The sequence below is a fragment of the Mycobacterium rhizamassiliense genome (genome assembly GCF_900157375.1).
Classification (GTDB): domain Bacteria; phylum Actinomycetota; class Actinomycetes; order Mycobacteriales; family Mycobacteriaceae; genus Mycobacterium; species Mycobacterium rhizamassiliense.
On the sequence record NZ_LT721901.1, the window covers coordinates 3,204,913 to 3,231,362 of the forward strand.

22 protein-coding genes and 1 tRNA gene are annotated in these 26,450 nt (G+C 68.1%); 8 read left to right on the forward strand and 15 right to left on the reverse strand.

From position 1 onward, the window contains the following. Nucleotides 1–179: 179 nt before the first annotated feature. The 6 genes from MRAB57_RS15710 to MRAB57_RS15735 form a co-directional block, all read right to left on the reverse strand. Entirely contained in the window at nucleotides 180–335 is a 156-nt protein-coding gene (locus tag MRAB57_RS15710) for a WXG100 family type VII secretion target (RefSeq protein WP_157900617.1), read from the reverse strand. A gap of 121 nt (nucleotides 336–456) precedes the next feature. Continuing rightward, nucleotides 457–1,107 (reverse strand): LpqN/LpqT family lipoprotein, encoded by a 651-nt coding sequence (locus tag MRAB57_RS15715; RefSeq protein WP_077088170.1) that lies wholly within the window; start codon nucleotides 1,105–1,107, stop codon nucleotides 457–459. Continuing rightward, on the reverse strand, nucleotides 1,104–1,451 hold the full coding sequence (gene arsC, locus MRAB57_RS15720; RefSeq protein WP_077088171.1) for an arsenate reductase (glutaredoxin): 348 nt from the start codon (nucleotides 1,449–1,451) through the stop codon (nucleotides 1,104–1,106). The genes MRAB57_RS15715 and arsC overlap by 4 nt, the downstream gene beginning before the upstream one ends. Next, nucleotides 1,452–2,432 carry a ribose-phosphate diphosphokinase gene (locus tag MRAB57_RS15725; protein ID WP_077090619.1) on the reverse strand — a complete coding sequence of 327 codons (981 nt, stop codon included), beginning with the start codon at nucleotides 2,430–2,432 and terminating at the stop codon, nucleotides 1,452–1,454. 100 nt (nucleotides 2,433–2,532) lie between these two features. Continuing rightward, nucleotides 2,533–4,020 carry a bifunctional UDP-N-acetylglucosamine diphosphorylase/glucosamine-1-phosphate N-acetyltransferase GlmU gene (glmU, locus tag MRAB57_RS15730; RefSeq protein WP_077088172.1) on the reverse strand — a complete coding sequence of 496 codons (1,488 nt, stop codon included), beginning with the start codon at nucleotides 4,018–4,020 and terminating at the stop codon, nucleotides 2,533–2,535. Between the two features lie 101 nt (nucleotides 4,021–4,121). Beyond that, nucleotides 4,122–4,193: transfer RNA gene (locus MRAB57_RS15735), tRNA-Gln, on the reverse strand. A gap of 172 nt (nucleotides 4,194–4,365) precedes the next feature. On the opposite strand from MRAB57_RS15735, the gene MRAB57_RS15740 reads away from it, so the two are divergent. Next, nucleotides 4,366–4,959, forward strand: coding sequence for a TetR/AcrR family transcriptional regulator (locus MRAB57_RS15740; RefSeq protein ID WP_157900681.1), 594 nt, complete (start codon nucleotides 4,366–4,368; stop codon nucleotides 4,957–4,959). An 11-nt stretch (nucleotides 4,960–4,970) separates the two neighbouring features. On the opposite strand, the gene lysA is transcribed toward MRAB57_RS15740, so the two are convergent. Then, nucleotides 4,971–6,311, reverse strand: a complete 1,341-nt coding sequence (gene lysA, locus MRAB57_RS15745; protein WP_077088174.1) for a diaminopimelate decarboxylase — start codon at nucleotides 6,309–6,311, stop codon at nucleotides 4,971–4,973. A 107-nt stretch (nucleotides 6,312–6,418) separates the two neighbouring features. Between lysA and mfd the strand changes: the two genes are divergently transcribed. The 7 genes from mfd (at nucleotide 6,419) to MRAB57_RS15780 (ending at nucleotide 15,563) form a co-directional block, all read left to right on the forward strand. Beyond that, nucleotides 6,419–10,078, forward strand: coding sequence for a transcription-repair coupling factor (gene mfd / locus MRAB57_RS15750; RefSeq protein WP_077088175.1), 3,660 nt, complete (start codon nucleotides 6,419–6,421; stop codon nucleotides 10,076–10,078). Continuing rightward, nucleotides 10,075–11,166, forward strand: coding sequence for a nucleoside triphosphate pyrophosphohydrolase (locus tag MRAB57_RS15755; protein ID WP_077088176.1), 1,092 nt, complete (start codon nucleotides 10,075–10,077; stop codon nucleotides 11,164–11,166). Before mfd ends, MRAB57_RS15755 begins: the two co-directional genes overlap by 4 nt. 244 nt (nucleotides 11,167–11,410) lie before the next feature. Beyond that, nucleotides 11,411–12,142, forward strand: coding sequence for a lytic transglycosylase domain-containing protein (locus MRAB57_RS15760; RefSeq protein WP_077090620.1), 732 nt, complete (start codon nucleotides 11,411–11,413; stop codon nucleotides 12,140–12,142). Nucleotides 12,143–12,184: 42 nt separating this feature from the next. Continuing rightward, a complete protein-coding gene (gene eno, locus MRAB57_RS15765; RefSeq protein ID WP_077088177.1) occupies nucleotides 12,185–13,474 on the forward strand; it encodes a phosphopyruvate hydratase in 1,290 nt (429 codons plus the stop codon). A gap of 1 nt (nucleotide 13,475) precedes the next feature. After that, nucleotides 13,476–14,144: an FtsB family cell division protein gene (locus tag MRAB57_RS15770; RefSeq protein WP_077088178.1), complete on the forward strand. Its 669-nt coding sequence runs from the start codon at nucleotides 13,476–13,478 to the stop codon at nucleotides 14,142–14,144. Next, a complete protein-coding gene (locus MRAB57_RS15775; protein ID WP_077088179.1) occupies nucleotides 14,137–14,625 on the forward strand; it encodes a DUF501 domain-containing protein in 489 nt (162 codons plus the stop codon). Before MRAB57_RS15770 ends, MRAB57_RS15775 begins: the two co-directional genes overlap by 8 nt. Next, nucleotides 14,619–15,563, forward strand: coding sequence for a Ppx/GppA phosphatase family protein (locus MRAB57_RS15780; protein WP_173814030.1), 945 nt, complete (start codon nucleotides 14,619–14,621; stop codon nucleotides 15,561–15,563). Before MRAB57_RS15775 ends, MRAB57_RS15780 begins: the two co-directional genes overlap by 7 nt. Nucleotides 15,564–15,636: 73 nt before the next feature. Here the strand turns inward: MRAB57_RS15780 and MRAB57_RS15785 are convergent, their stop codons facing one another. The 8 genes from MRAB57_RS15785 to MRAB57_RS15820 form a co-directional block, all read right to left on the reverse strand. Further along, nucleotides 15,637–16,317, reverse strand: coding sequence for a response regulator (locus MRAB57_RS15785; protein ID WP_077088181.1), 681 nt, complete (start codon nucleotides 16,315–16,317; stop codon nucleotides 15,637–15,639). A 49-nt stretch (nucleotides 16,318–16,366) separates the two neighbouring features. Next, a complete protein-coding gene (locus MRAB57_RS15790; protein WP_077088182.1) occupies nucleotides 16,367–18,943 on the reverse strand; it encodes a sensor histidine kinase in 2,577 nt (858 codons plus the stop codon). Between the two features lie 12 nt (nucleotides 18,944–18,955). Continuing rightward, nucleotides 18,956–19,882 carry a potassium-transporting ATPase subunit C gene (locus MRAB57_RS15795; RefSeq protein ID WP_077088183.1) on the reverse strand — a complete coding sequence of 309 codons (927 nt, stop codon included), beginning with the start codon at nucleotides 19,880–19,882 and terminating at the stop codon, nucleotides 18,956–18,958. Nucleotide 19,883: 1 nt separating this feature from the next. Beyond that, the gene (gene kdpB, locus MRAB57_RS15800; RefSeq protein WP_083743434.1) at nucleotides 19,884–21,971 is read right to left on the reverse strand and encodes a potassium-transporting ATPase subunit KdpB; all 2,088 of its coding nucleotides are present in this window, start codon (nucleotides 21,969–21,971) and stop codon (nucleotides 19,884–19,886) included. A 64-nt stretch (nucleotides 21,972–22,035) separates the two neighbouring features. Next, nucleotides 22,036–23,706: a potassium-transporting ATPase subunit KdpA gene (gene kdpA / locus MRAB57_RS15805; RefSeq protein WP_077088185.1), complete on the reverse strand. Its 1,671-nt coding sequence runs from the start codon at nucleotides 23,704–23,706 to the stop codon at nucleotides 22,036–22,038. Next, nucleotides 23,706–23,795, reverse strand: coding sequence for a K+-transporting ATPase subunit F (locus MRAB57_RS15810; RefSeq protein WP_108637949.1), 90 nt, complete (start codon nucleotides 23,793–23,795; stop codon nucleotides 23,706–23,708). Before MRAB57_RS15810 ends, kdpA begins: the two co-directional genes overlap by 1 nt. Before the next feature lie 288 nt (nucleotides 23,796–24,083). After that, nucleotides 24,084–25,580: a sensor histidine kinase gene (locus tag MRAB57_RS15815; protein ID WP_077088187.1), complete on the reverse strand. Its 1,497-nt coding sequence runs from the start codon at nucleotides 25,578–25,580 to the stop codon at nucleotides 24,084–24,086. After that, nucleotides 25,577–26,347, reverse strand: coding sequence for a response regulator transcription factor (locus MRAB57_RS15820; protein WP_077088188.1), 771 nt, complete (start codon nucleotides 26,345–26,347; stop codon nucleotides 25,577–25,579). The genes MRAB57_RS15815 and MRAB57_RS15820 overlap by 4 nt, the downstream gene beginning before the upstream one ends. Nucleotides 26,348–26,450: the final 103 nt, after the last annotated feature.

Genomic DNA, 26,450 nt, shown 5'->3' on the forward strand with positions numbered 1-26,450 from the left:
CGCGATCAACTCGTCGATATCGATGGAATAGCGGCTTGTCACAGGTGATCCGCCTGATCGAGGGATCGGAGTACCGTCGCCGCATGGGTCTCGTTCTCGGCGAGCAGACTCACCGACTTGACGAGCAGAGCGGAATGCTCCTCGAGGATCGCCACCACAGTCTGGGCATCGCTGTGCCACTACTCCCAGGCAGGCTCGTAGGCGGAGCGGGCTTTACCGGTCCATTTCGAGGACAAGTCGCCCCAGGAACGCGCGATGTCGGCCAGCTCCTTGGCCAGGTCGTCCGCCTGCCCGGATAGGAATTGCGCCGTGTTTGCGGTCGCTTCGAGCTGCATGCGAAATACGCCCGCCACATTCCACCCCCGCTTTCAGCGTTGCAGTCGGCCCCAACAGTCAAGACCACCGGCTGGACTTGCGCAATTCACCCGCTATTTGGCGCTCGCCGCGCTCGCCGAATTACTTTGCGGCGACGACGAATCCGTGGATGATCATGTCGATGCCGCCGGCCTGCGCGGCGGCCTGGTCGGCCAGGCTGGTGATCGTGAGCTGAACGAAGTAGCGCTGCTTGCCCGGCGGCGACCCGGTCGGCAGCACGATCCGGTTCAAGCTGTGTAACCGCGTGCCGTCCTCGTTGTTGTAGCTGCCCTGGATCATCGACGAGGGAAACCCGTTGTAGGGCGCCATCGATGCGTCCAATTGCTTGAAATTGTCGAACAATTGCGCATCGTCGTTGCCGTGCTTGATGACCTGCGCCGGGTCGAAATCTCCGTTCAGCGCGAACACCACGAGCCGCGCGGTCGGATACTTCTTGTTCTTGGCCAGCAACACAGTCTGCGGCGCGATGTGCGGATCGGTGAACCGCTCCCAGCCCGGCGGGGTCGGTATCGACACCGTCAAATCCGGCAGGGAGTCCGGCGCCACCTGCTTGCCGGTCACGCCGATGCTGTTCAGATACTGCGACAGGGGGACGGGTTTCTCGACCGTGGTGGTCGGGGTGGCCGTCGAGCTCGTCGTCCAAACCGACGTGTAGTCAGGACCTTTGGGACCGCAGGCGACCACCGACGCCAGCAGCGCGGCCGTCGCGACGGCGGTCGCGACGGGTTTCACAGAATCTCGCGGACCGCGTCGATCGGCCGGGCCAGCCGGGTGCCCTTCGGTGTGATGACGAACGGGCGCTCGATCAGGATCGGATGCTCGGCCATGGCGTCCAGCAGCTGCCCATCCGTCGCATCCGCAAGCCCCAGTTCGGCGTACAGCGGTTCGCGCTTGCGCACCGCGGTAGCGACGTCGATGCCCGCGTCGCGGATCATGTTGACCAGCTCGTCGCGCGACGGCGGGGTCTTCAGGTACTGAACGACGGTGGGCTCTAAGCCGTTCTCCCGCAACAAGTCCAGCGTCTTGCGAGAGGTACTGCACTTGGGGTTGTGGTAGATGACATTCTCGTCAGCCATCTAGGCGTCTCCGTCGAATAGCCCGGTGACGGAGCCATTTTCGAACACGGCGCGAATGGTGCTGGCCAGCAGCGGCGCGATCGACAACACCGTCAGCTGGGGGAATCGTTTCTCCTCGCCGATGGGCAGCGTGTTGGTGACGATGACCTCGCTGGCGCCGCACGCGGCCAGCCGCTCGGCGGCCGGGTCGGACAACACGCCGTGGGTCGCCGCGACGATCACCTCCCGGGCACCGTCTTGGCGCAGCAGGTTCACCGCACCGGCGATGGTGCCACCGGTGTCGATCATGTCGTCGATCAGCACACAGGTGCGGCCCTCGACCTCGCCGACGACGCGGTTGGACACCACCTGGTTGGGCACCTTCGGGTCACGGGTCTTGTGGATGAAGGCCAGCGGTACGCCGCCCAACGAGTCGGCCCACTTCTCGGCGATGCGCACGCGCCCGGAGTCGGGGGAGACCACGACCATGTTGCCGTCCGGGTAGTTGTCCTTGATGTAGGTGGTCAGCAGGGTCTGGCCGCGCATGTGGTCCACCGGGCCGTCGAAGAAGCCCTGGATCTGGTCGGTGTGCAGGTCGACCGTCACGATCCGGTCGGCCCCCGCGGTCTTCAGCAGGTCGGCAACCAGGCGGGCCGAGATGGGCTCGCGACCGCGGTGCTTCTTGTCCTGGCGGGCGTACGGATAGAAGGGCATGACGGCGGTGATCCGCTTGGCGCTGCCTCGCTTGAGCGCGTCGATCATGATCAGCTGTTCCATCAGCCAGCGGTTTACCGGCCACGGGGCCGACTGCAGGACGAAGGCGTCGCAGCCGCGCACCGATTCGTGGAACCGGACGAAGATCTCGCCGTTGGCGAATTCCCGCGCCGTCTGCGCGGTGACGTGCACATCGAGCTCTTTGGCTACCTGTTCGGCTAGTTCGGGATGCGCCCGCCCAGAGAACAGCATCAAGTTTTTTCGATTATCGGACCAGTCGTGGCTCAACGTGCTGCCCTCGCCGTTCAGGATCAAAATGGAAGCCCCATCGTACGTAGCGAATGGTACGGAAATATCGCCGGGTTTCCAGCGAGCGAACCCACGGTGTCTATTCGGATTGCGTCGTCGGGGCCTGCTGGGAAGCCTCGTCAGCGGCCCGGGCGGCGGCCTTCTCGGCAGCTTGGGCCGCCGCGGTGCCCGGCCGCTTGCGCTGCACCCAGTCCTCGATGTTGCGTTGCGGTCCCGCGGAAACGGCCAGCGCCCCGGGCGGGACGTCGTCGCGCAGCACCGTGCCGGCGCCCGTGTAGGCCCCGTCGCCGACCGTCACCGGCGCCACGAACATGGTGTCCGACCCGGTGCGGACGTGCGAGCCGATCGTGGTGCGGCGCTTGGTGACTCCGTCGTAGTTGACGAACACGCTGGACGCCCCGATGTTGCTGTGCTCGCCGATGTCGGCGTCGCCGACGTAGGTGAGGTGCGGCACCTTGGTGCCGGCGCCGATCGTGGAGTTCTTCACTTCCACGAACGTGCCGATTTTGCCGTCGGCGCCCAGCTCGGTTCCGGGCCGCAGGAACGTGTACGGGCCGACCGTGGCGCCGGCGCCGATGGAGGAACCCTCGCCGTGCGTGCGGACCACCGATGCGCCGTCGCCGACGACGACGTCGCTCAGCGTGCTGTCCGGGCCGACGACACAGTTGCCGCCGATCTGGGTGCGGCCCAGCAGCTGAGTGCCCGGGTGGATGACGGTGTCGCGGCCGATCGTCACCTCGACGTCGATCCAGGTGCTGGCTGGATCGATGACCGTGACCCCGGCCATCTGGTGGGCGGCCACAATGCGCCGGTTGAGCTCGGTGCCCACCTGGGCCAGCTGCACGCGGTTGTTCACCCCGGCCACCAGCGCGCTGTCGTCGACGTGGCGGGCGTGCACGGCCTGGCCGTCGCCGCGCAGGATGCCGACAACGTCGGTGAGGTAGAGCTCCTGCTGGGCGTTGTCGGAACCCAGCCGTCCCAGCGCCGAGCGCAGCGCGGCGACGTCGAACGCGTACACGCCCGCGTTGACCTCGCGGATGTCGCGCTCATCCGGTGTCGCGTCGGCGTGCTCGACGATCGCCAGCACGTCGTCGTCCGCCGACCGCAGGATGCGGCCGTAGCCGGACGGATCGTCGAGTGTGGTGGTCAGCACCGTCGCGGCCGCAGATGCGGCGGTGTGGGTGGCGATCAGTTCGGCCAGGATGTCGGAGTCCAGCAGCGGGGTGTCACCCGAGGTGACGACGACGACCCCGGCGTAGTCCCGCGGCAGCGCGCCCAGGCCGCACAGCGTCGCGTGGCCGGTGCCGCGCGGTTGGTCCTGCAGCGCCACCTCGATCGGGCGGCCCAGCGCATCGGCGAGTTCGGCGACGACCGGCGTGATCCGCTCGTGGGCGTGGCCGAGCACGACGATCAGCTGCTGCGGGGCGACCTTGTTGACGGCATGCAGCGAGTGGGCCAGCATGCTGCGGCCGGCGATGCTGTGCAGGACCTTCGGGGTGTCGGACCGCATCCGGGTGCCGGGCCCGGCCGCTAAGACCAGGACCACCGTGTCACCACGAGACGCCATCAACTCTCCTCTTGCTTTGTCCCACGCTAGGCCGGAGGCAGCAGGCCCGATACGCCCGTCAAGAGTGTCATTTCACGTGTGGTGGTGGCAAAAACTCGAAGCTCCGTCGCCAGGACTCGAACCTGAACTGTCTGAACCAAAATCAGAAGTGCTGCCGATTACACCACGACGGACTGCCTACCGCGGCGGGTTGCGGGCTGACCACCGACCGCGCCAACAAGACTTTAGACGGTACCCAGCGCCGTCGGCGGTCGGCGGGAATGTCGGGCACCTTCACCTGCTCAAACCGATACGCTGAGGGACGTGGCAGCCCCGAAGAAAGAGGTCGCCGCGCCCCGCGCGCGGATGACCGGCAGCGAGCGTCGACACCAACTGATCGGCATCGCGCGCTCGCTGTTCGCCGAGCGCGGCTACGACGGCACCTCCATCGAGGAGATCGCGCAGCGCGCCAACGTCTCCAAGCCCGTCGTCTACGAGCACTTCGGCGGCAAGGAAGGCCTGTACGCCGTGGTCGTCGACCGCGAGATGTCGGCCCTGCTGGACGGCATCACCTCGTCGCTGACCAACAACCGGTCCCGGGTGCGGGTCGAGCGCGTCGCCCTGGCGCTGCTCACCTACGTCGAGGAGCGCACCGACGGCTTCCGGATCATGATCCGCGACTCGCCCGCCTCGATCAGCTCGGGCACCTATTCCAGCCTGCTCAACGACGCCGTCAACCAGGTGGCCTCGATCCTGGCCGGCGACTTCGCCCGCCGCGGCTTGGATCCGGACCTGGCGCCGCTGTACGCGCAGGCGCTGGTCGGCTCGGTGTCGATGACCGCGCAGTGGTGGCTGGACACCCGGGAGCCGAAGAAAGAAGTAGTCGCCGCGCACCTGGTCAACCTGATGTGGAACGGCCTGACCCATCTGGAAGCCGACCCGCGGCTGCAGGACGGGTAACTCGCCGCAATTCAGCCCCGGTCGCGCGCCAGCAGGTCGGCGATCGTTTCGCGGCGGACCAGCTCGCGGGCCCGGCCACCCTTGACCGCCACCACCGGCGGGCGGCAGACCATGTTGTAGTTCGACGCCATGCTGTGGTGGTAGGCGCCGGTGGTCGCGACGGCCAGTAGGTCGCCCGGGTGCAGGTCGGCGGGAAGCTCGACGTCGCGGGCGATCTCGTCGCCCGCCTCGCAATGCCGGCCGGCGATCGTGACGCGCTGCTTGAGGCCCATCGGGTGTCGGTTCGCCAGCGCGACGGTGTACTGCGCGCCGTACAGCGACACCCGCGGGTTGTCGCTCATGCCGCCGTCGACCGCGACGAAGGTGCGGCCGCCCGGCTGCGTCTTGATCGAGCAGACGCGGTACAGCGTCACACCGGCCCGGCCGCTGATGGCGCGGCCCGGCTCGACGACGAGGGTCGGCCGGGGGAAGTGTTCGGCCGCGCAGGCCTCGTCGAGCGCATCCTCGATGACGCGGGCCAGTTCGTCGAGGTCCAGCTCGCGGCCCCCGGGAATGTAGGGGATCGCGTGGCCGCCGCCGATGTTCAGCTCGGTGAGGATGACGCCGTGCCGGGCGCGGATGTCGGCCATGGCGGCGATCATCCGGTGGATGGCCTCGCCGTACAGGGCGGGGTCGGTGACCTGCGAGCCGATGTGGCAGTGCAGCCCGACCAGGTCCAGGATCGGATGCGCCAGCACCCGCTGGGCCGCGACGTCGGCCCGGTCGCCATGCAGCGTGAGGCCGAACTTCTGGTCGCTGATGCCGGTGGTGATCGCGCGGTGTCCGTGGATGTCGATGTCGGGCGTCACCCGGATCAGCACCGGCTGACGTTGTCGGGCCACGCCGGCCAGGTAGGCGATCTCGATGCACGAGTCCAGCACGATGCGGCCCACGCCGACCCGCACGGCCTCGCGCAACTCCTCGGGCGACTTCGCGTTGCCGTGCATGACGATGCGCGACGGCCGCACGCCGCCGGCCATCGCGACGGCCAGCTCACCGGACGAGCAGACGTCGATGCCCAGCCCTTCCTCGGCGGCCCAGCGCGCGACCGCCGTCGTCAGCAGTGACTTGCCGGCGTAGACCACTTCGACCCCGCGCAGCGCCCTGCGGTAGCGCCGGACGCGCTGCCGGAAGTCGGTCTCGTCGATCACATAGGTCGGCGTATGGAACTCGTCGGCGATGTCCGTCAGGGGCACGCCGCCCACGCACAGCCGCCCCTCCTCGTCGGAATGTGCAGTGACAGGCCAGATCGCGGGATCCAGCCGGCCGGGCGCCACCCGACCCATGGAGGGGAGCATGTCAAGCAATGTCATGACTTCACCGTGCGCCCGGCCTGGGCCGGAGGACGTGATCCTTACGACACTTTGACGGGCCCCGGGACAATATTGACGGCGTTCGGCGCACCTAGAATGGACGCATCATGACCGCACCGGGGCCAGCTCTTGCAGATACCCCGATCGCGGGGCTCGTCGACTTGGCGCTGACGGCGCCGACCTTCCAACGACTCGCCGACACCGCGGCCGCACGGCCGGCCGACCTGCACCTGGTCGGCCCGGCCAGCTCGCGGTTGTTCGTCGCCAGCACGCTGGCGCGGCAGGGCCCGCTGCTCGTCGTCACCGCCACCGGCCGGGAGGCTGACGACCTCGGCGCCGAGCTGCGCGGGGTGTTCGGCGACGCGGTGGCGGTCTTCCCGTCCTGGGAGACGCTGCCCCACGAACGGCTCTCGCCGGGCGTCGACACCGTCGGCACCCGTTTGATGGTGTTGCGCCGGCTGGCCCATCCCGACGACGCCCGGCTCGGCCCGCCGCTGGGGGTGGTGGTCACCGCCGCGCGCTCGCTGCTGCAGCCGATGATGCCCGAGCTGGGCCGGCTGGAACCGGTGACGCTGACCGTCGGCGCCGAGGTCGAATTCGAGGGCGTGATCACCCGGCTGGTCGAGCTGGCCTACACCCGCGTCGACATGGTCGGCCGCCGCGGCGAATTCGCCGTGCGCGGCGGCATTCTCGACGTCTTTGCCCCGACCGCCGAGCACCCGGTGCGCGTCGAGTTCTGGGGCGACGAGGTCAGCGAGATGCGGATGTTCTCCGTCGCCGACCAACGTTCCATCCCCGAGATCGAGGTCGACGCGCTGATCGCGGTGGCCTGCCGCGAGCTGCTGCTCACCGAGGACGTGCGGGCGCGCGCCGCCGAGTTGGCCGCGCGGCATCCCGCCGGCGAGGCCGCGATCACCGGCACCATCTCCGACATGCTGGCCAAGCTGGCCGAGGGTATCCCCGTCGACGGGATGGAGGCGCTGCTCCCGGTGCTGCGGCCCGACGACCACGCGCTGCTGACCGATCAGTTGGCCGACGGCACGCCGGTGCTGCTGTGCGACCCGGAGAAGGTCCGCACCCGGGCCGCCGACCTGATCAAGACCGGGCGCGAATTCCTGGAGGCGTCGTGGTCGGTCGCCGCGATGGGCGCCGACGCGCCGGTCGACGTCGAGCAGCTGAGCGGGTCGGGCTTCGCCGAGCTGGACGACGTGCAGGCCGCGGCCGCCCAGTCCGGCCACCCGTGGTGGACGCTGAGCCAGCTGTCCGACGAGTCGGCCGTCGAGCTGGACGTGCGCGTGGCGCCGTCGGCCCGCGGGCACCAGCACGACATCGACGGCATCTTCGCGATGCTGCGCGCCCACGTCTCCACCGGCGGGCACGCCGCGGTCGTCACACCCGGGACCGGGACCGCGCACCGCGTGGTGGAGCGCCTGGCCGAATCCGACACCCCGGCCGCGATGCTGGAATCCGGCGAGGCCCCCAAGGCCGGTGTGGTCGGGGTGCTCAAGGGCCCGCTGCACGACGGCCTGATCGTGCCGGGCGACCCCGCCAACCTGGTCGTCATCACCGAGACCGACCTGACTGGCAACCGGGCGACGTCCCCGGAGGGCAAGCGGCTGGCGGCCAAGCGGCGCAACACCGTCGACCCGCTGGCGCTGACCGCCGGCGACCTGGTGGTGCACGATCAGCACGGCATCGGGCGCTTCGTGGAGATGACGGAACGGACCGTCGGCGGCGCCCGGCGTGAGTATCTGGTGCTGGAGTATTCGTCGAGCAAGCGCGGCGGCGGGGCCGACAAGCTTTATGTCCCAATGGATTCCCTGGATCAGCTGTCCAGGTATGTAGGCGGGCAGGCCCCGGCGCTGAGCAAGCTGGGCGGCAGCGACTGGACCAACACCAAGACCAAGGCCCGCCGCGCGGTCCGCGAGATCGCCGGCGAGCTGGTCTCGCTGTACGCCAAGCGGCAGGCCAGCCCCGGCCACGCCTTCGCGCCCGACACCCCGTGGCAGGCCGAGATGGAGGACGCGTTCGGCTACACCGAGACCGTCGATCAGCTGACCGCCATCACCGAGGTCAAGTCGGACATGGAAAAGCCGATCCCGATGGACCGGGTGATCTGCGGCGACGTCGGCTACGGCAAGACCGAGATCGCGGTGCGGGCGGCGTTCAAGGCGGTCCAGGATGGCAAGCAGGTCGCGGTGCTGGTGCCCACCACGCTGTTGGCCGACCAGCACCTGCAGACCTTCGCCGACCGGATGACCGGCTTCCCGGTGACCGTCAAAGGCCTGTCCAGGTTCACCGATCCCACCGAGTCGCGCGCCGTGGTCGAGGGCCTGGCCGACGGGTCGGTCGACGTCGTGATCGGCACGCACCGGCTGCTGCAGACCGGGGTGCGCTGGAAGGACCTGGGCCTGGTCGTCGTCGACGAGGAGCAGCGGTTCGGCGTCGAGCACAAGGAGCACATCAAGTCGCTGCGCACCCACGTCGACGTGCTGACCATGAGCGCGACGCCCATCCCGCGCACGCTGGAGATGAGCCTGGCCGGGATCCGCGAGATGTCGACGATCCTGACGCCGCCCGAAGAGCGCTATCCGGTGCTGACGTATGTCGGACCCCAAGAGGAAAAGCAGATCGCCGCCGCGCTGCGCCGCGAGCTGCTGCGCGACGGGCAGGCCTTCTACGTGCACAACCGGGTCAGCTCCATCGACCGGGCCGCCGCCCGGCTGCGCGAGCTGGTGCCCGAGGCGCGGGTGGTCGTCGCGCACGGGCAGATGCCCGAGGAGCTGCTGGAACGCACCGTGGAGGGGTTCTGGAACCGGGAGCACGACATCCTGGTGTGCACGACCATCATCGAGACCGGGCTGGACATCTCCAACGCGAACACGCTCGTCGTGGAGCGCGCCGACACCTTCGGGCTCTCCCAGCTGCACCAGCTGCGGGGCCGGGTCGGCCGCAGCCGCGAGCGGGGCTACGCCTACTTCCTCTATCCACCGGAGTTGCCGCTGACCGAGACGGCGTACGACCGGCTGGCGACCATCGCCCAGAACAACGAGCTGGGTGCGGGCATGGCCGTGGCGATGAAGGACCTCGAGATTCGCGGGGCCGGCAACGTGCTGGGCGTCGAGCAGTCCGGACACGTCGCCGGCGTCGGCTTCGACCTCTACGTCCGGTTGGTGGGCGAGGCCGTCGAGGCCTACCGCGCCGCCGCCGACGGCCAGACGGTCACTACCCCCGAAGAGCCCAAGGACGTGCGCATCGACCTGCCGGTGGACGCGCACCTGCCGCCGGATTACATCGCCAGCGACCGGCTCCGGCTCGAGGCCTACCGGAGGCTGGCGGCCGCGGCCGACGACGCCGCCGTCGATGCCGTCATCGAGGAGCTCAACGACCGCTACGGCGCGCTGCCCGAACCCGCTCTGCGGCTGGTGGCGGTCGCGCGGTTGCGACTGCTGTGCCGCGGCGCCGGGATCACCGAGGTCTCGGCCCCGTCGGCGGCGACGGTGCGGCTCTCGCCGATCGCGTTGCTGGACTCCGCCCAGGTGCGGCTCAAGCGGATGTACCCGGCAGCGAACTACCGCGCCACCACGTCTACGGTGCAGGTTCCCATTCCCCGGGCCGGTGGTGTGGGGGCGCCGCGGCTGCGCGACGTCGAGCTGCTGCAGATGGTGGCCAACCTGGTGACGGCACTCCTGAGGAAACCACAGCAAGAAATTGGTATAACGAGTTCGTCACCTGCAGCGATGAGGGAGGAGCAACGGGCGCGATGATCGTCATATTGTTCGACCCCCGCCGCCCGTCGCTGGTGCCACTGCAGGCCATCGAACACCTCGTCGGCGAAGTCCAGTACACCGAGGAAATGCCCGTCGCGGTGCCCTGGTCGTTGCCGCTGGCCCGCCCGGTGGACACCGGCGACCCCGAGTCCCCCGCGGCCCCGGTGCTGCTGTCGTCGGACCCCGACCATCCCGCGGTCACCGCGCGGTTGGCCGCCGGGGCCCGGCTGATCTCGGCGCCGGAGACACCGCGCGGCGAACGGCTGGTCGACGCCGTCGCGATGATGGACAAGCTGCGTACCGCCGGGCCGTGGGAGAGCGAACAGACCCACGACTCGCTGCGCAGGTTCCTGCTCGAGGAGACCTACGAACTGCTGGACGCGGTGCGCAGCGGCAACGCCGAGGCGCTGTGCGAAGAGCTCGGTGATGTGTTGCTGCAGGTGCTGTTTCACGCCCGCATCGCCGAAGACGCGCCGCAATCCGCGTTCGGCATCGACGACGTCGCGAACACGCTGATGCGCAAGCTCGGCAATCGGGTGCCGGGAGTGCTTGCCGGGCAATCGATTTCGCTCGAGGACCAGTTGGCGCAGTGGGAAGAACGCAAGGCCGCGGAGAAGTCGCGGAACTCGGTGATGGACGACGTGCACACCGGACAACCGGCGTTGGCCTTGGCGCAGAAGGTGGTTGAGCGCGTCGCCAAGGCCGGTCTGCCCGCGGACCTGATCCCGGCCGACATCACCTCGATCTCGATGTCGCCTGATGTCGACGCCGAAAGCGCGTTGCGCACCGCGGCCCTCGAGTTCGTCGACGCGGTCCGCGGTGTCGAGAAGTCGATCGCCGCCGGCCGCCGCGGGTACGGCGTGCCGGAGGAATTCGATGTGGTTCCGCTGGGCGTAATTACCGAGGACGAGTGGCGCGAGCACTGGCCGTCCGAGCAGCCGCCGCTGGAACTGGCCGACGACGAGTCCGAGGACATTGGCGACGAGTCCGAGGACGACGCGGACGAGGACGCCGACGGAGACGTTGACGGGGATGCGGAAGGGGCCGCCCGGGACGCTGACGACGAGCCCGAGGCCGCCGGGTAGCGATCGCGTTGATATTTGCTCGTGCCGTCGCCCACGGGCGGCGATGTGGGGCGGTGAAGATTGTGAATCGGAGTTTCGGCGTGGTTCTGGCTTTGCTAGCCATGGTCGCGGTTAGCTAATCGACGATGAATTCAATCTGTGCCGCGAAACGTTCGCTCGCGCTCGGAAGGGGCCGAGGACTCCAGACAGTCATGGGACGATGGACATGGTGACAGTCGGTATTGGGGATCTGAAGGGAAGCGTGGTGTCGCCGAGGCGCTGGTTGCGCGCGGCCGCCGTGATCGGCGCGACCGCGATGCTCATGGCCTCCAGCTGCACCTGGCAACTCAGCCTGTTCATCCCCGATGGGGTTCCGCCACCCGCGGGAGATCCGGTGCCTGCGGTCAACACCCACGCCAGCGGGCGGCCCGCGGATCAGTTGCGGGACTGGGCGCTGCAGCGCTCCGCGGTCTTGGAGATCCCGGTCATCGCGCTCGAGGCCTACGCCTACGCCGCCCGGGTCGCCGAGGTCGAGAACCCGAAGTGCCATATCGCGTGGACCACGCTGGCGGGCATCGGCCAGGTCGAGAGCCACCACGGCACCTACCGCGGCGCGACCCTGGCGCCCAATGGGGATGTGAGCCCGCCCATCCGCGGCGTTCGCCTGGACGGCACCAGCGGCAACCTGCGCATCGTCGACACCGCCCAGGACGACCCGGACGGTGACCCCGTCGTCACGCGTGCGATGGGACCGATGCAGTTCATTCCCGAGACCTGGCGGCTGTACGGGGTCGACGCCCACAACGACGGCCACGTCAGCCCCGACAACATCGACGACGCCGCGCTCGCGGCGGCGGGTTACTTGTGCTGGCGCGGAAAGGATCTCGGGACGCCCCGCGGGTGGATCACCGCGCTGCGCGCCTACAACAACTCCGGTGTCTATGCGCGGGCGGTCCGCGACTGGGCGACCGCCTATGCGGCTGGGCGTCCGCTGTAGCAGGATGAATTGGCATCCGCTACGAGTCAAGGAGAGAACCTAGTGCCGATTATCGAGCAGGTCGGGGCCCGCGAGATACTCGATTCCCGCGGCAACCCGACCGTCGAGGTCGAGATCGCCCTCAGTGACGGGACGTTTGCCCGCGCGGCCGTGCCGTCCGGCGCGTCGACCGGGGAGCATGAGGCCGTCGAGCTTCGCGACGGCGGCGAGCGCTACGGCGGCAAGGGCGTGCAGAAGGCCGTGGAGGCGGTGCTCGACGAGATCGGCCCCGCCGTGATCGGACTCAACGCCGACGACCAGCGGCTGGTCGACCAGGCGCTGGTGGATCTGGACGGCACGCCGGACAAGTCCCGGCTCGGCGCCAACGCGATCCTGGGCGTGTCACTGGCGGTCGCCAAGGCCGCCGCCGATTCCGCCGAGCTGCCGCTGTTCCGCTATCTCGGCGGCCCCAACGCGCACATCCTGCCGGTGCCGATGATGAACATCCTCAACGGCGGCGCCCACGCCGACACCGGGGTGGACGTCCAGGAGTTCATGGTGGCTCCGATCGGCGCGCCGAGCTTCAAGGAAGCGCTGCGCTGGGGTACCGAGGTCTACCACTCGCTGAAGTCGGTGCTGAAGAAGCAGGGCCTGTCGACCGGCCTGGGCGACGAGGGCGGTTTCGCTCCCGATGTCGCGGGCACCAAGGCGGCGCTCGACCTCATCCTGTCGGCGATCGACGCGACCGGCCTCAAGACGGGTACCGATGTGGCCCTGGCGCTCGACGTGGCCGCGACCGAATTCTTCACCGACGGAAAGGGTTACAGCTTCGAAAAGGAGACCCGTAGCGCCGAGCAGATGTCCGCTTTCTACGCGGGCCTGCTCGACAGCTACCCGCTGGTTTCCATCGAGGATCCGCTTTCCGAGGACGACTGGGACGGCTGGGTGGCACTGACGACGGCCATCGGTGACCGCGTCCAGATCGTCGGCGACGACCTCTTCGTCACCAACCCGGAGCGCCTGGAAGACGGCATCGAGCGCGGCGCGGGCAACGCCCTGCTGGTCAAGGTGAACCAAATCGGCACGCTCACCGAGACACTCGACGCCGTCGCGCTGGCCCACCACAGCGGATACCGCACGATGATGAGCCACCGCAGCGGCGAGACCGAGGACACCACGATCGCCGACCTGGCGGTCGCGGTCGGCAGTGGGCAGATCAAGACCGGCGCCCCCGCCCGCAGCGAGCGCGTCGCGAAGTACAACCAGCTGTTGCGGATCGAAGAGGCGCTCGGCGACGCCGCGCGCTACGCGGGTGACCTCGCGTTCCCGCGTTATGCGCCGGAGGCCAAATAGCTTGCCCAACAAGCCGGACCCGAAGCGCCGCTCCCCGGCATCGCGTCCGGGGAAGGGCGGCGATTCCGGTCGGCGTGGCCGCCCCGCGAAAAGCTCGCGACCCGTGCAGACCGCGGCGAATGGCGGCCGCAGCACGACGCGGTCGGTGGCCGAACATGTCGTCGAGCCCATCAAGCGGCAGATCGCCGAGTCCGTCGAGCAGCGGGCCGACCAGCGGCTGGGCTTCACCGCGCGGCGCGCGGCGGTGCTGGCCGCGGTGATCTGTGTGCTGACGCTGACCATCGCCGGCCCGGTGCGTACCTACTTCGCGCAGCGCACCGAGATGTCGCAACTGAACGCCTCCGAAGCCGCGTTGCGCCGCCAGATCGCCGACCTCGAGCAGAAGAAGGTCAAGCTCGGCGACCCGGCGTATATCGCGGCGCAGGCCCGCGAGCGGCTCGGTTTCGTCAAGCCCGGCGACATCCCGTTCCAGGTTCAGCTTCCGCCCGGTGCGCCCGGGTCGCCGCAGCCCGGCGGTGAGACGGCGAAGCCGACCAACAACAACCCGTGGTACACCTCGCTGTGGCACACCATCGCCGACGCGCCGCACCTGCCGCCGGCGCCCCCGGAACCCGCCGCCGCCGACCAGGCACCGCCGCCCGCGCCGAACCCCACGTCTCCCGGTGGTTGATAGTGCCGACGCCGAAGCGGTGGCACGCCAGCTGGGTCGGGAGCCGCGCGGCGTGCTCGAGATCGCGTACCGGTGTCCCAACGGGGAACCCGGTGTGGTGAAGACGGCGCCGAAACTGCCTGACGGCACACCGTTTCCGACGTTGTACTACCTCACACATCCGACTTTGACCGCCGCCGCGAGCAGGCTGGAGACGACGGGATTGATGCGCGAGATGACCGAACGGCTGCGGCATGACGCCGAATTGGCGGCCGCCTATAGGCGGGCGCACGAGTCGTACCTGGCCGAGCGGGACGCGATCGAACCGTTGGGGACGACGTTCTCCGGCGGCGGCATGCCGGACCGGGTCAAGTGCCTGCACGTGCTGATCGCGCATTCGCTGGCCAAGGGCCCGGGGGTGAATCCGTTCGGCGACGAGGCGCTGGCGCTGCTGGCCGCCGAGCCTGCGATGGCCCCGTTCGTGGAAGCGGGGCGCTGGTGAGCCGGCTGGCCGCAATTGACTGCGGTACCAACTCGATTCGATTGCTGATCGCCGATGCGCAGGGCGGGCGGCTGCGCGATGTGCACCGCGAGATGCGGATCGTGCGGCTGGGTCAGGGCGTCGACGCGACGGGTGAGTTCGCGCCCGAGGCGATCGCCCGGACGCGGGCCGCGCTGTCCGACTACGCCGTCCTGCTGAAGGAGCACGACGTCGAGCGGGTGCGGATGGTGGCGACGTCGGCCGCCCGTGACGTCGCCAATCGCGATGACTTCTTCGCGATGACGGCCGACGTGCTGGGCGCCGTGGTGCCGGGCGCGGTCGCCGAGGTGATCACCGGCGCCGAGGAGGCCGCGCTGTCCTTCGATGGGGCGGTCGGCGAATTGGATAGCGAGAGCGGTCCTTTCGTCGTCGTGGACCTCGGCGGTGGGTCGACCGAGATCGTGCTCGGCGGTCAGAGCGTAGAGGCGAGTTACTCGGCTGACATCGGCTGTGTGCGGCTGACCGAGCGCTGCCTGCATTCGGATCCGCCGACCGCGGCGGAGGTGGCGGCGGCCCGGGAGGTGGTGCGCGAGCGACTCGACGCCGCGCTGGCCGTAGTGCCGGTGGAAAAGGCCCGGACGTGGGTCGGGTTGGCCGGGACGATGACCACGCTGTCCGCGCTGGCACACAAAATGACCGCGTATGACGCTGCGGCCATTCATCTTTCGCGGGTATCGGGCGGCGATCTGTTGGCGGTCTGCGAGGGGCTGATCGGCATGACGCGCGCCGAGCGCGCCGCGCTGCCGCCGATGCACGAGGGCCGCGTCGACGTGATCGGCGGCGGCGCGATCGTGGTCGAGGAGTTGGCGCGCGAGCTGCGAACTCGCGCTGGTATCGACGAGCTGACGGTCAGCGAGCACGACATCCTGGATGGCATCGTGTTCTCCATCGCCGGCTGAGCCGGCGAGCGTCGACTTGTTGTGCTGTTAAGGCCTCGTCTAGCCCAACAACTCGACGTTCGGCGGCAAAACGTTAGGCCTCGAAGCGGTAGCCCATGCCCGATTCGGTCAGCAGGTGTTTGGGATGCGACGGGTCATCCTCGAGTTTGCGCCGCAGCTGCGCCAAATACACACGCAGGTAATGCGTTTCGGTGGCATACGCGGGGCCCCACACCTCTTTGAGCAGTTCCTCGCGGCCGACCAGCTTGCCGCGATTGCGAACCAGCACCTCCAGCATGCCCCACTCGGTCGGCGTCAGGTGCACCTCGGCGCCGTCCTTGGTCACCTTCTTGGCGGCCAGGTCGACGGTGAACGCGTCGGTCTCGATCACCGGCTGATCGGTTTCCGAAGCGGCCGCATTGCGGCGCACCGCGGCGCGCAGCCGGGCCAGGAACTCGTCCATACCAAAGGGTTTCGTCACATAGTCGTCGGCACCGGCGTCCAGCGCCTCGACCTTGTCCGCCGAGTCCGAGCGCGCCGACAGCACGATCACCGGGGCCGAGAGCCAGCCGCGCAACCCGCCCAGGACCTCAATGCCGGAGATGTCCGGCAGGCCGAGGTCGAGGACCACCACGTCGGGCTTGTGCTCGGCCGCGGCCCGCAGCGCGCCGGCCCCAGTCGACGCCGTGACGACCTCGTAGCCGCGCACCGACAGGTTGATTCGCAGCGCCCGCAGGATGTGCGGCTCGTCGTCGATCACCAGCACCCGGGTCATTGGCGCCGCTCCTCCTCATCGCTGCGCTCTGCATCGTCGCCGGCGCGGGTCATTGCGCACCAACCTGTTGTGGCGCAACCAGATCCACCACCACCGTCAACCCACCGCCCGGGGTGTCGCCGGCGGCGATCGTGCCGCCCATCGCCTCGACGAAGCCGCGTGCCACCGACATCCCCAGGCCGACCCCGGTGGTGTTGTCGTGATCGCCCAGCCGCTGGAAGGCCTCGAAGATCTCGTCCTCGGCACCGTGCGGAATCCCGGGGCCCTCGTCGATCACGTTGATCAGTACGCGATCGCCCACCCGTCCCGCGTTGACCCGCACCACGCAATTGGGCGCGTACCGCAGCGCGTTGTCGATCAGGTTGGCGAGCACCCGTTCGAGGAGCCCCGCGTCGGCCATCGCCACGGCGTCGCCGACATCGACCTTGACGCGGTCGATCGCCGATCGGTAGAAACCGGTGGCACCCTTGCCGATGCTCACCAGCGCGCGCTGCACGGTCTCCTCGAGGTACACCCGGCGCAGGTCCGGCCGCACCGCGCCCGCCGCCAAACGCGAAGAGTCGAGCAGGTTTCCGACCAGCGCGGTGAGCTGGTCGATGGACTCCTCGATGGTGGCCAGCAACTCGGCGGTGTCTTGGGGCGAAAAGGCGACGTCCTCGGCGCGCAGGCTGGACACCGCGACCTTGGCGGCGGCCAGCGGGGTGCGCAGGTCGTGGCTGACCGCCGAGAGCAGGGAGCGGCGCAGCTCGTCGGCCTGCACGATCGCCTCGGCCTTGCTGGCCTCCGCGGCCAGCTCGCTCTGCCGGATCAGGCCGGCCGCCTGTTTGGCCACGGCGGTCAGTACGCGGCGATCGCGCGCGGAGAGCTTCTTGCCGGCCAGCAGCATCCAGAACTCGTCGTCACCGACCTCGATGGCGGTGTCGGCGGAATCAACAGCCACACAAGGATCTTTGCCCACGCAGGCAACGATGTAGGCTTTCTTGGCGTTTCCCCGCTCGTCGCCGGCGGGCTCGCGCAGCATGCTCACCGCCCGCTGCGCGTAGGTCTCGCGCACCCGTTCGAGCAGCGTCTCGAGGTCCGCGCCGCCTAGCACCGAGCCCGCGAACAGTGTCAGCAGCTCGGCCTCCTGGGAGGCCAGCCGGGCTTCGCGGGTGCGGTTGGCCGCGAAGTCCACCAGCACCGCGACCGCGACCGCGATCAGCAGCAGCACCAATTCGGTGATGGCGCTGTTGGGTTCGGCGATGGTGAAGCTGTGCCGCGGGGCGATCAAGAAGTAGTTCAGCAGCAGCCCGGACAGCACGGCCGAAAGTGCTGCCGGCGCAACGCCACCCAGTAGGCCTACCAACAGCACCCCGACGAAGAACAGGGCGCTCTCACCACCGGTGTCCAGATAGGGATCCAGCGACATGACCGTGATGGCGCAAATGACCGACGGCACGATGAAGGCCGCCAGCCAGGACGCGATGCGCCGGTCGCGCGGCGCGAGCGACGCGAGTTGGATGCTACGTTTGGATTCCTCATGAGTGACGATGTGCACGTCGATCTTCCCGGAGCGCTGCACGATGTTGGTGCCGATGCCCTCGGAGAAGATCCGCGCCCAGCGCGACCGGCGGGAGGTGCCGATGACCAGCTGGGTGGCATTCATCTCGCGGGCGAAATCCAATAGCGCCGTGGGTACCTCATCACCGACCACGGTGTGCACGGAAGCGTCCAGGCTGCCGGCCAGTTCGCGGATCTTGACCATCCGGGCCTCCGACAGACCGGCCAGCCCGTCACCGCGAATCACGTGCACCACCATCAGCTCGGCGCTGGACTTCGAGGCGATCCGGGAGGCCCGCCGCACCAACGTCTCCGACTCGGGGCCGCCGGTGATCGCCACCACGACGCGTTCGCGCGCCTCCCACATGTCGGTGATCTTGTTTTCCGCGCGGTATTTGGCGAGCGCGGTGTCCACCTGGTCGGCCAGCCACAGCAGCGCCAATTCCCTTAGTGCGGTGAGGTTTCCGCGACGGAAGTAGTTGGACAGCGCAGCGTCGATCTTCTCCGACGCATAGACATTGCCATGGGATAACCTGCGACGCAACGCTTCCGGCGTGATATCGATGAGCTCGACCTGGGCGGCTTCGCGCACGATCGAATCCGGAATCGTCTCCTTCTGTTCGATGCCGGTAATCTGCGCGACGACGTCGTTGAGGCTTTCCAGGTGCTGGATGTTGACCGTGGAGATCACCGTGATCCCCGCGTCGAGCAGCTCCTCGACGTCTTGCCAGCGCTTTTCGTTCTTGCTTCCCGGCGTATTGGTGTGGGCGAGTTCGTCGACCAGGACCACCTGCGGGTGGCGTGCCAGCACGGCGGGCACGTCGAGTTCGGGAAAGGTGCTGCCGCGGTAGTCGATGTAACGGGGTCCGATGACCTCGACGCCCTCGATCATCTCCGCGGTCTTCAGGCGGCCATGTGTCTCCACCACCGCGGCGACGATGTCGGTGCCGCGTTCCAGGCGCCGGTGCGCCTCGCCGAGCATCGCGTACGTCTTACCGACGCCCGGCGCCGCACCGAGATAGATGCGTAGCTCTCCGCGCTTGGGATGGTGGTCGCCAAGGCTGACGTCGCTCACGTCAACCATCATCCCCCTGCGGCACTAGCCCGTGACCGGGTATCGACGGTCGAGGTCCAAATTGAGTTGCAAGACGTTGACGGTCGGCTCGCCGAAGAACCCGAGATCCCGGCCGCTGCGGTAATTCGCGAGCACGGCACGAATTTGGTCCGGGCTGACGTGCCGGGCCTTGGCCACCCGCGCGACCTGGATGTCGGCATACGCCGGTGAGATGTCCGGGTCCAACCCGCTGCCGCTGGCGGTGACCGCGTCGGCGGGAACCTGCGGGTTGCCCGGCGCGGCGCCGCGGACGGGCACGATCTGGCCGGTGGAGTAGTCCTCGTTGAACTTCGCGCATTCGACGCGCACGCCCTCGTAGAAGTCCAGGAACGGTTGCTTCGTGGTCGCGCACGGCTCGTTGACGCTGACCACCTGGGCAGGGCGCACGACGTAGCCGCGGGCGTCCCGCGGGCCGATCACCGACAGCACCGCGCCGACGCCGCCGCCGGTGCAGTACGGGCGTGATCCATCGACACCCTCGAGTTGGCCGGTGGCCACACTGCGCGAGCAGACCTGGGTGAGCAGGCTGGGCTTGAAGCCGGCGTCCGAAGCGGACTTGCCGGCCGCCAGTTGCGCCGGATCGCCGGGCGTGTCGACGGTGCTCTCCGGCCCGAGGTTGCTGCCGCCGCTGGACGTCGGGTCATACCCGTTGCTGCCCGCCGCCGACGGGCGGCTCTGGAAATACTTCGGCAGCGGGTTGCCCTTGTCGTCGGTGAACGACTGGCCGATGATCCGGCTGCCGATCGGCTTGCCACCGGCGGTGAGGATCGAGCCCTCGGCCCTGTCGTGCAGCCCGGGCAGCTGCGCCAGCAGCCAAATGAGCAGTGGATAGCCGAAACCCAGGATCACGGTGAAGACGAGGAGCGCGCGCAGCGCGGCCCAATGCTGACGGAGCGTGTTGGTGAAGTTCATCTCAGGCCATCCCGGGGAGCAGTTGAACGAGCAGGTCGATGAGCTTGATCCCGATGAACGGGGCGACGATACCGCCCAGGCCATAGATGTAGAGGTTGCGGCTCAGCAGCTTGGACGCGCGGCTGGGCGTATAGCGAACACCCCTCAGCGCCAACGGAATCAGCGCGACGATGACGATCGCGTTGAAGATGACCGCCGACAGGATCGCCGATTGCGGGCTGTGCAGCCGCATCACGTTGATCAGGTCCAGGCCCGGGAAGATGGCCACGAACATCGCCGGGATGATCGCGAAATACTTGGCGATGTCGTTGGCGATGGAGAACGTGGTCAACGCGCCTCGGGTGATCAACAGCTGCTTGCCGATCTCCACGATCTCGATGAGCTTGGTGGGGTCGGAGTCCAGGTCGACCATGTTGCCGGCCTCTTTGGCCGCCGAGGTGCCGGTGTTCATCGCCACCCCGACGTCGGCCTGTGCCAGCGCGGGGGCGTCGTTGGTGCCGTCACCGGTCATCGCCACCAGCCGGCCGCCCTGCTGCTCCTTCTTGATGAGCATCATCTTGTCTTCGGGCGTGGCCTCGGCCAGGAAGTCGTCGACCCCGGCCTCGTCCGCGATCGCCTTGGCGGTCAACGGGTTATCGCCGGTGATCATCACGGTCCGGATGCCCATCGCGCGCATCGCGTCGAAGCGTTCGCGCATGCCCTGCTTCACCACGTCCTTGAGGTGGATGACGCCGAGCACTTCGGCTTTGCCTCCGATGACCTGGCCGACCACCAGCGGGGTTCCGCCGGCCGCCGAGATGCCGTCGACGATCTCGCCGAGTTCGACGGGAACGCTGCCGCCGTGGCTACGGATCCACTCCGCCACCGAGTTGGCCGCGCCCTTGCGCAGTTGCCGCCCGTCGACGTCGACGCCCGACATGCGCGTTGTCGCGGTGAATTCCACCCAGGTGGCGCTGGCCAGCTCGCCGGGGGTACGGGCGCGCAGCCCGTAGGCGTCCTTGGCGTACACGACGATGGAACGGCCCTCGGGTGTCTCGTCGGCGAGGCTGGACAGCTGCGCGGCGTCGGCCAGGTCCGCGTTGGTCACCCCGGACACCGGAATGAATTCCGACGCCTGGCGATTGCCCAGGGTGATCGTTCCGGTCTTGTCCAGCAGCAGCGTGTTGACGTCGCCGGCCGCCTCGACCGCGCGGCCGGACATGGCCAGCACGTTTCGCTGCACCAGCCGGTCCATGCCCGCGATGCCGATGGCCGACAGCAGCGCGCCAATTGTGGTGGGGATCAAGCACACCAGCAATGCCACCAGCACGATGCCGCTGATGCCGTTACTGTTCAGCGCCGCGGTATCGGGCACGCCGGGGTTGTTGACCTTGGAGTAGATGGCGAGCGGCTGCAGCGTGGCCACCGCGAAAACGAAGATGATGGTCAGCGCGGCCAGCAGGATATTGAGCGCGATCTCGTTCGGTGTCTTCTGCCGGTTCGCGCCCTCGACGAGCGCGATCATCCGGTCCACGAAGCTTTCACCGGGCTTCTGGGTGATCTTGACCACGATGCGATCGGACAGGACGGTCGTCCCACCCGTGACCGCCGAGCGGTCGCCACCGGACTCCCGGATCACCGGTGCCGATTCCCCGGTGATGGCTGATTCGTCAACCGAGGCAATGCCTTCCACGACGTCGCCGTCGCCCGGGATGACCTGCCCCGCGGTGACCACCACGATGTCGCCCTGCTGCAACAGCGGCGCCGCGATGTCTTCGGGGATGTCGCCCGTGCGGCCGGGCGACCAATCCTTCAGCCGGTGGGCGATGGTGTCGGCCTTGGACTTACGCAGGGTGTCGGCCTGCGCCTTGCCCCGCCCTTCGGCGACGGCCTCGGCGAGGTTGGCGAAAAGCACTGTCAGCCATAGCCAGAACACGGTGAGCCAGCTGAACCAGCTCTCGTCGCCGAAAGCCAGGATCGTTGACCAGACGGCGCCGATCTCGACGATGAACATCACGGGGTTTCGCCACAGGGTGCGCGGGTCGAGCTTGCGCAGCGCGTCGGGCAGCGACTTCAGCAACAGGGCGGGATCGAGCAAGCCGCCTTGCATCTTCTGCCCGGGTGACTGGGCGTTACGCCGGCGTGTGCCGGAATCTAGTGCGGTGGTCACAGTTTCAGTGGATCCCTTCGGCGAGCGGCCCGAGCGCCAGCGCGGGCAGGAAGGTGAGGGCAACGAGGATGACCGTCACTCCCACTACCAAGCCCACGAACTGAGGCTTGTGGGTGGGCAGCGTGCCACTCGATTCGGGCGTCATGCCCTGACGTGCCAGCGAGCCGGCCAGCGCGAGAACCAGGATCATCGGCAGGAACCGGCCGAAGACCATGGCCAGGCCCAGGGCGGTATTCCACCAGACCGTGTTGGCCGACAGGCCCGCGAATGCCGATCCGTTGTTGTTGGCCGCCGAGGTGAACGCGTAGAGCACCTCGGAGAGCCCGTGCGCCCCGGTGTTGGCCATGCCGGCCCGCTCACCGGGCAGTGCCATGGCGATCGCGGTGCCCAGCAACACGATCAGCGGGGTGACCAGGAAGTAGGCCGACGCCAGCTTCATCTCGCGCGGATTGATCTTCTTGCCAAGGTATTCCGGCGTCCGGCCGACCATCAGGCCGGCGACGAACACGGTGATGACGGCGAGGATCAGGATGCCGTAGAGGCCAGAACCGGTGCCGCCGGGCGCGACCTCGCCGAGCTGCATGTTGAACATCGTCATCATGCCGCCCAGGCTGGTGTAGGAGTCGTGCGTGGAATCGACTGCGCCGGTTGAGGTTAGCGTGGTCGCGTCGGCAAAGACCGCGGAGTCGGCGACCCCGAAGCGTTGCTCGACGCCCTCGTACGAGGCGCCCACCGCGGTGGGGACGGTGCCGTGGTGCTGCAACTGGAACAGCATCATGAAGCCGACGGACAGGACGGCCAGCACGCTGACGACCGCAGCGATCGCGTAGCCCTGCTTTTTGCTGTTCACCATGCGGCCGAACGTGCGCGGCAGCGAGAAGCCGATAACGAGGATCAGGAAGACCTCGATCCAGTTGGTCCACGCCGTCGCGTTCTCGAACGGGTGTGCCGAGTTGGCGTTGTAGAACCCACCGCCGTTGGTGCCCAACAACTTGATCGCCTCTTGGCTGGCGACCGGGCCGCCGGGGAGCGTCTGCTGGCCGCCGGCCAGCGTGGTCACCACCTGGTCGTCGAGGTGGAAGTTCTGGATCACCCCGCCCGCGACGAGGGCGATGGCGCCCAGCACCGAGATCGGCAGCAGGATGCGCAGCGTGCCGCGCGTCAGGTCCACCCAGAAGTTGCCCAGCTCGTTGGTGCGGTAGCGGGCGAACCCCCGGACAAGCGCGACCGCGACGGCCATGCCCACTGCGGCGGAGACGAAGTTCTGCACGGCCAGGCCGGCCATCTGCACCAGATGACCCATCGTCGATTCGCCGGAGTAGGCCTGCCAGTTGGTGTTTGTAACGAAGCTGATCGCGGTGTTCCACGCCAGCGCGGGCGTCATCTTGGTGCCCGGATCGTTCAGGTGCAGCGGCAGTTTGTCCTGGACGAGCTGCAGGACGAACAGGAACACGACGCTGACCCCCGAAAAGGCCAGCACGCTACGGGCATACGTTTTCCACGTCTGCTCCGAGTCCGGGTTCGCTCCGATCAGGCGGTAAATCAATTTCTCTGTGCGCGAATGCTTTCGGTCGGTGTACACGCGATACATGTAGTCGCCCAGCGGCACGTGCACGGCCGCGATGGCGACAACAAGCAGCGCCAGGAAGACCAAGCCCGCCGCGGTCCCGCTCACTAGAACCGCTCCGGAAACATCAGGGCAGCCCCGAGCAGGAATGCGATGAGGACGGACAGCACGAGACCGACGATGTTAGCGATGCTCACGATCCCGCCTTCAACGTCAGGCCGAGCGCCGCGAACACCGCCGCGGTCAGCACGAGGTAAATCAGCACGGACATAGTCGTCTTTCGTTCGATGGCCCTTTGCTGCCTGCTTGTTCTCGGCAACACGAACTTTGACCTCGGCAAAGAGGCCATCGATGAGCCTAGGCTCGGTCGCAACGGGGTGCCTTCGCTCTTAACATTTCCTTTACGGGTTGAGCGCCAGTTTTGCGGCATTCCTGAGGTTTGCCGGCACCGTGCGCCCCGTACGTCTCACGGACCCCGGTGGGCGCTATGCGTCGAGGAGTGGCAGCCGCACCCGGAAGACCGTTCGGCCGGGGGCGGATTCGGCGCTGACCGACCCGTGATGGGCCTTGACGATCGAACTCACGATGGCCAGGCCAAGCCCGATTCCCGAACTGTTCATGCGCGAGGCATCCGCGCGGACGAACCGCTCGAAGAGGCGGGGGAGCAGGTCTTCGTCGATGCCGGGCCCGTCGTCGGCGACGGTCAATTCCGCATAGGGCGCGTTCGGTCCGCTGGTGTGGCAGGTGATCGTCGTGGTCACCGTGATGCCGGGCGGCGTGTGCAGCCGTGCGTTGCTGAGCAGATTGCTGACCAGCTGATGCAGCCGGTCATGATCACCGCGGACCCAAACAGGTTCATCGGGAAGGTCTTTGAGCCATTGGTGGGTCGGCGCGGCGACCGCGGCGTCGTTCACCGCGTTGATCACCAGGTTGCCCAGGTCGACGTCGTCGTTCTGCAGGTCTTCTCCTTCGCCCAGGCGCGACAGCAACAACAGCTCGTCGACGAGCAGGGCCATCCGCCGGGCTTCGGACTCGATGCGCGCCAGCGCGTACTCGGTGGTCGGGGGCAGCGCCGAACTGTCCTGCCGGGTGAGTTCGGCGTATCCCTGGATCGCCGCCAGCGGGGTCCGCAGCTCGTGGCTGGCATCGGTGAGGAATTGCCGCATGCGCAGGTCGGAGTCGACGCGATGGGCCAGCGCGCTATCGACGTTGTCCAGCAACCGATTCAGCGTGTGACCGACGATGCCGACCTCGTTGTTCTGATCGGTGTCCGGCGGCCGCACCCGCACCCCGATCCGGTGCTCGTCACCGGCGAGTGGCATCGCCGCGACCGCCGCGGCGGTGGCGGCCACGCGGCGCAGCGGACGAAGGGCGTACCCGACCACCCAAACGGTGAGGCCCGCCGTCACCACCAGAGCGGCCGCGACAAGCGCTGTGGTGGTGAGGTTCTTGCGCGCGATGATGCGGTCGGCGAGGTTCAGTGGCACCCCGACGACCAGGGTCTCGCGGCCGTCGATGAGGCAGTCGACGCGGTAAGAGCCGAGGCTGCCCAGCCTTTCGCTGTGCGCCGGGCCGTCGTTCCAGGTTTGCGCCTGGATGGCGCGAACGACGTCGGGCGGCGCGGCCCGCGGTTCGTCCTCAGAGAAGACGGCCGAGCCGATGACGACACCGTCGTGCAGGACGGCGATGATGTTGCCCGGCGTTTGTTCGGTGAAGCCCAGCAACGCCTGCGACACCGGCGGATTGCCCGGATGCCCCGAATTGTTTTCGGCGCTGCGGTATCTGGCGTAGGCGTTGCTGAACGCGTGCATCGATTTGGCGACCTCGGCGTCGTTCATCGTGTTGACGTAGCCGCGCAGGCTGAACACCGAGACGATGCCGACCGTCACCAAAACCACTGTGACAACGGCCAATACACCCAAGAGCAGCTGACCGCGCAACGACCGGGGGAAGCCCCGCGGGGTGTTGCGCTCGCCGGTCATTCCGGTGGCCGCAGCATGTACCCAATACCGCGGACGGTGTGGATCATCGGCTCCCGGCCCGAGTCGATCTTCTTCCTCAGGTACGAGATGTACAGATCGACGATGCTGGTGCGCCCGGCGAAGTCGTAGTTCCACACGCGGTCCAGGATCTCGGTGCGGCTCAGCGCGCGACGGGGATTGCGCATCAGGAAGCGAAGCAGTTCGAACTCCGTCGCGGACAGCGATATCTGCTCACCGTCGCGGCTGACCTCGCGGCTGGCCGTGTCGACCCGCAGATCGCCGACCTTGAGCGCCTCGGCCGCGGGCGGGGTCAGCTGGCTGGAGCGGCGCAACAATCCCCGCAGCCTGGCGACCAGTTCTTCCAGGCTGAACGGTTTCGTCATGTAGTCGTCGGCGCCCGCGGTCAGCCCGGTGACGCGGTCCATGACCGAATCGCGGGCGGTGAGGAACAGCGTGGGCGTATACGTCTCGGATTCGCGGACGCGGTGCAGAATGCGCAGCCCGTCGACGTCGGGCAGCATGATGTCGAGTACCAGCACGTCCGGTGCGGCCCTGTCGAACTTGGCGATCGCCTCGCGCCCGTTGTGGGCGACCTCGACGACCCAGCCCTCGTAGTGCAGCGCCATCTTCACCAGGTTGGTCAGCGCCGGCTCGTCGTCGACCAGCAAAACCCGAATGGGCGAGCCGTCGGCGCGGTTAATGCGGGGCAGCTGCCCCAGAATTGCCTGGCGCGGCCGCTCGCTGCCTGCGTATCCCATTGCTGTCATTTTCCTACATCCTCGCAGAGGGCACATACAGCTGTCACTGAGTTCATAGGGTTCTCAAATGTGTGTGCTCGGCGAAATGCGCGCGGCGCATTCAAAGCACCTG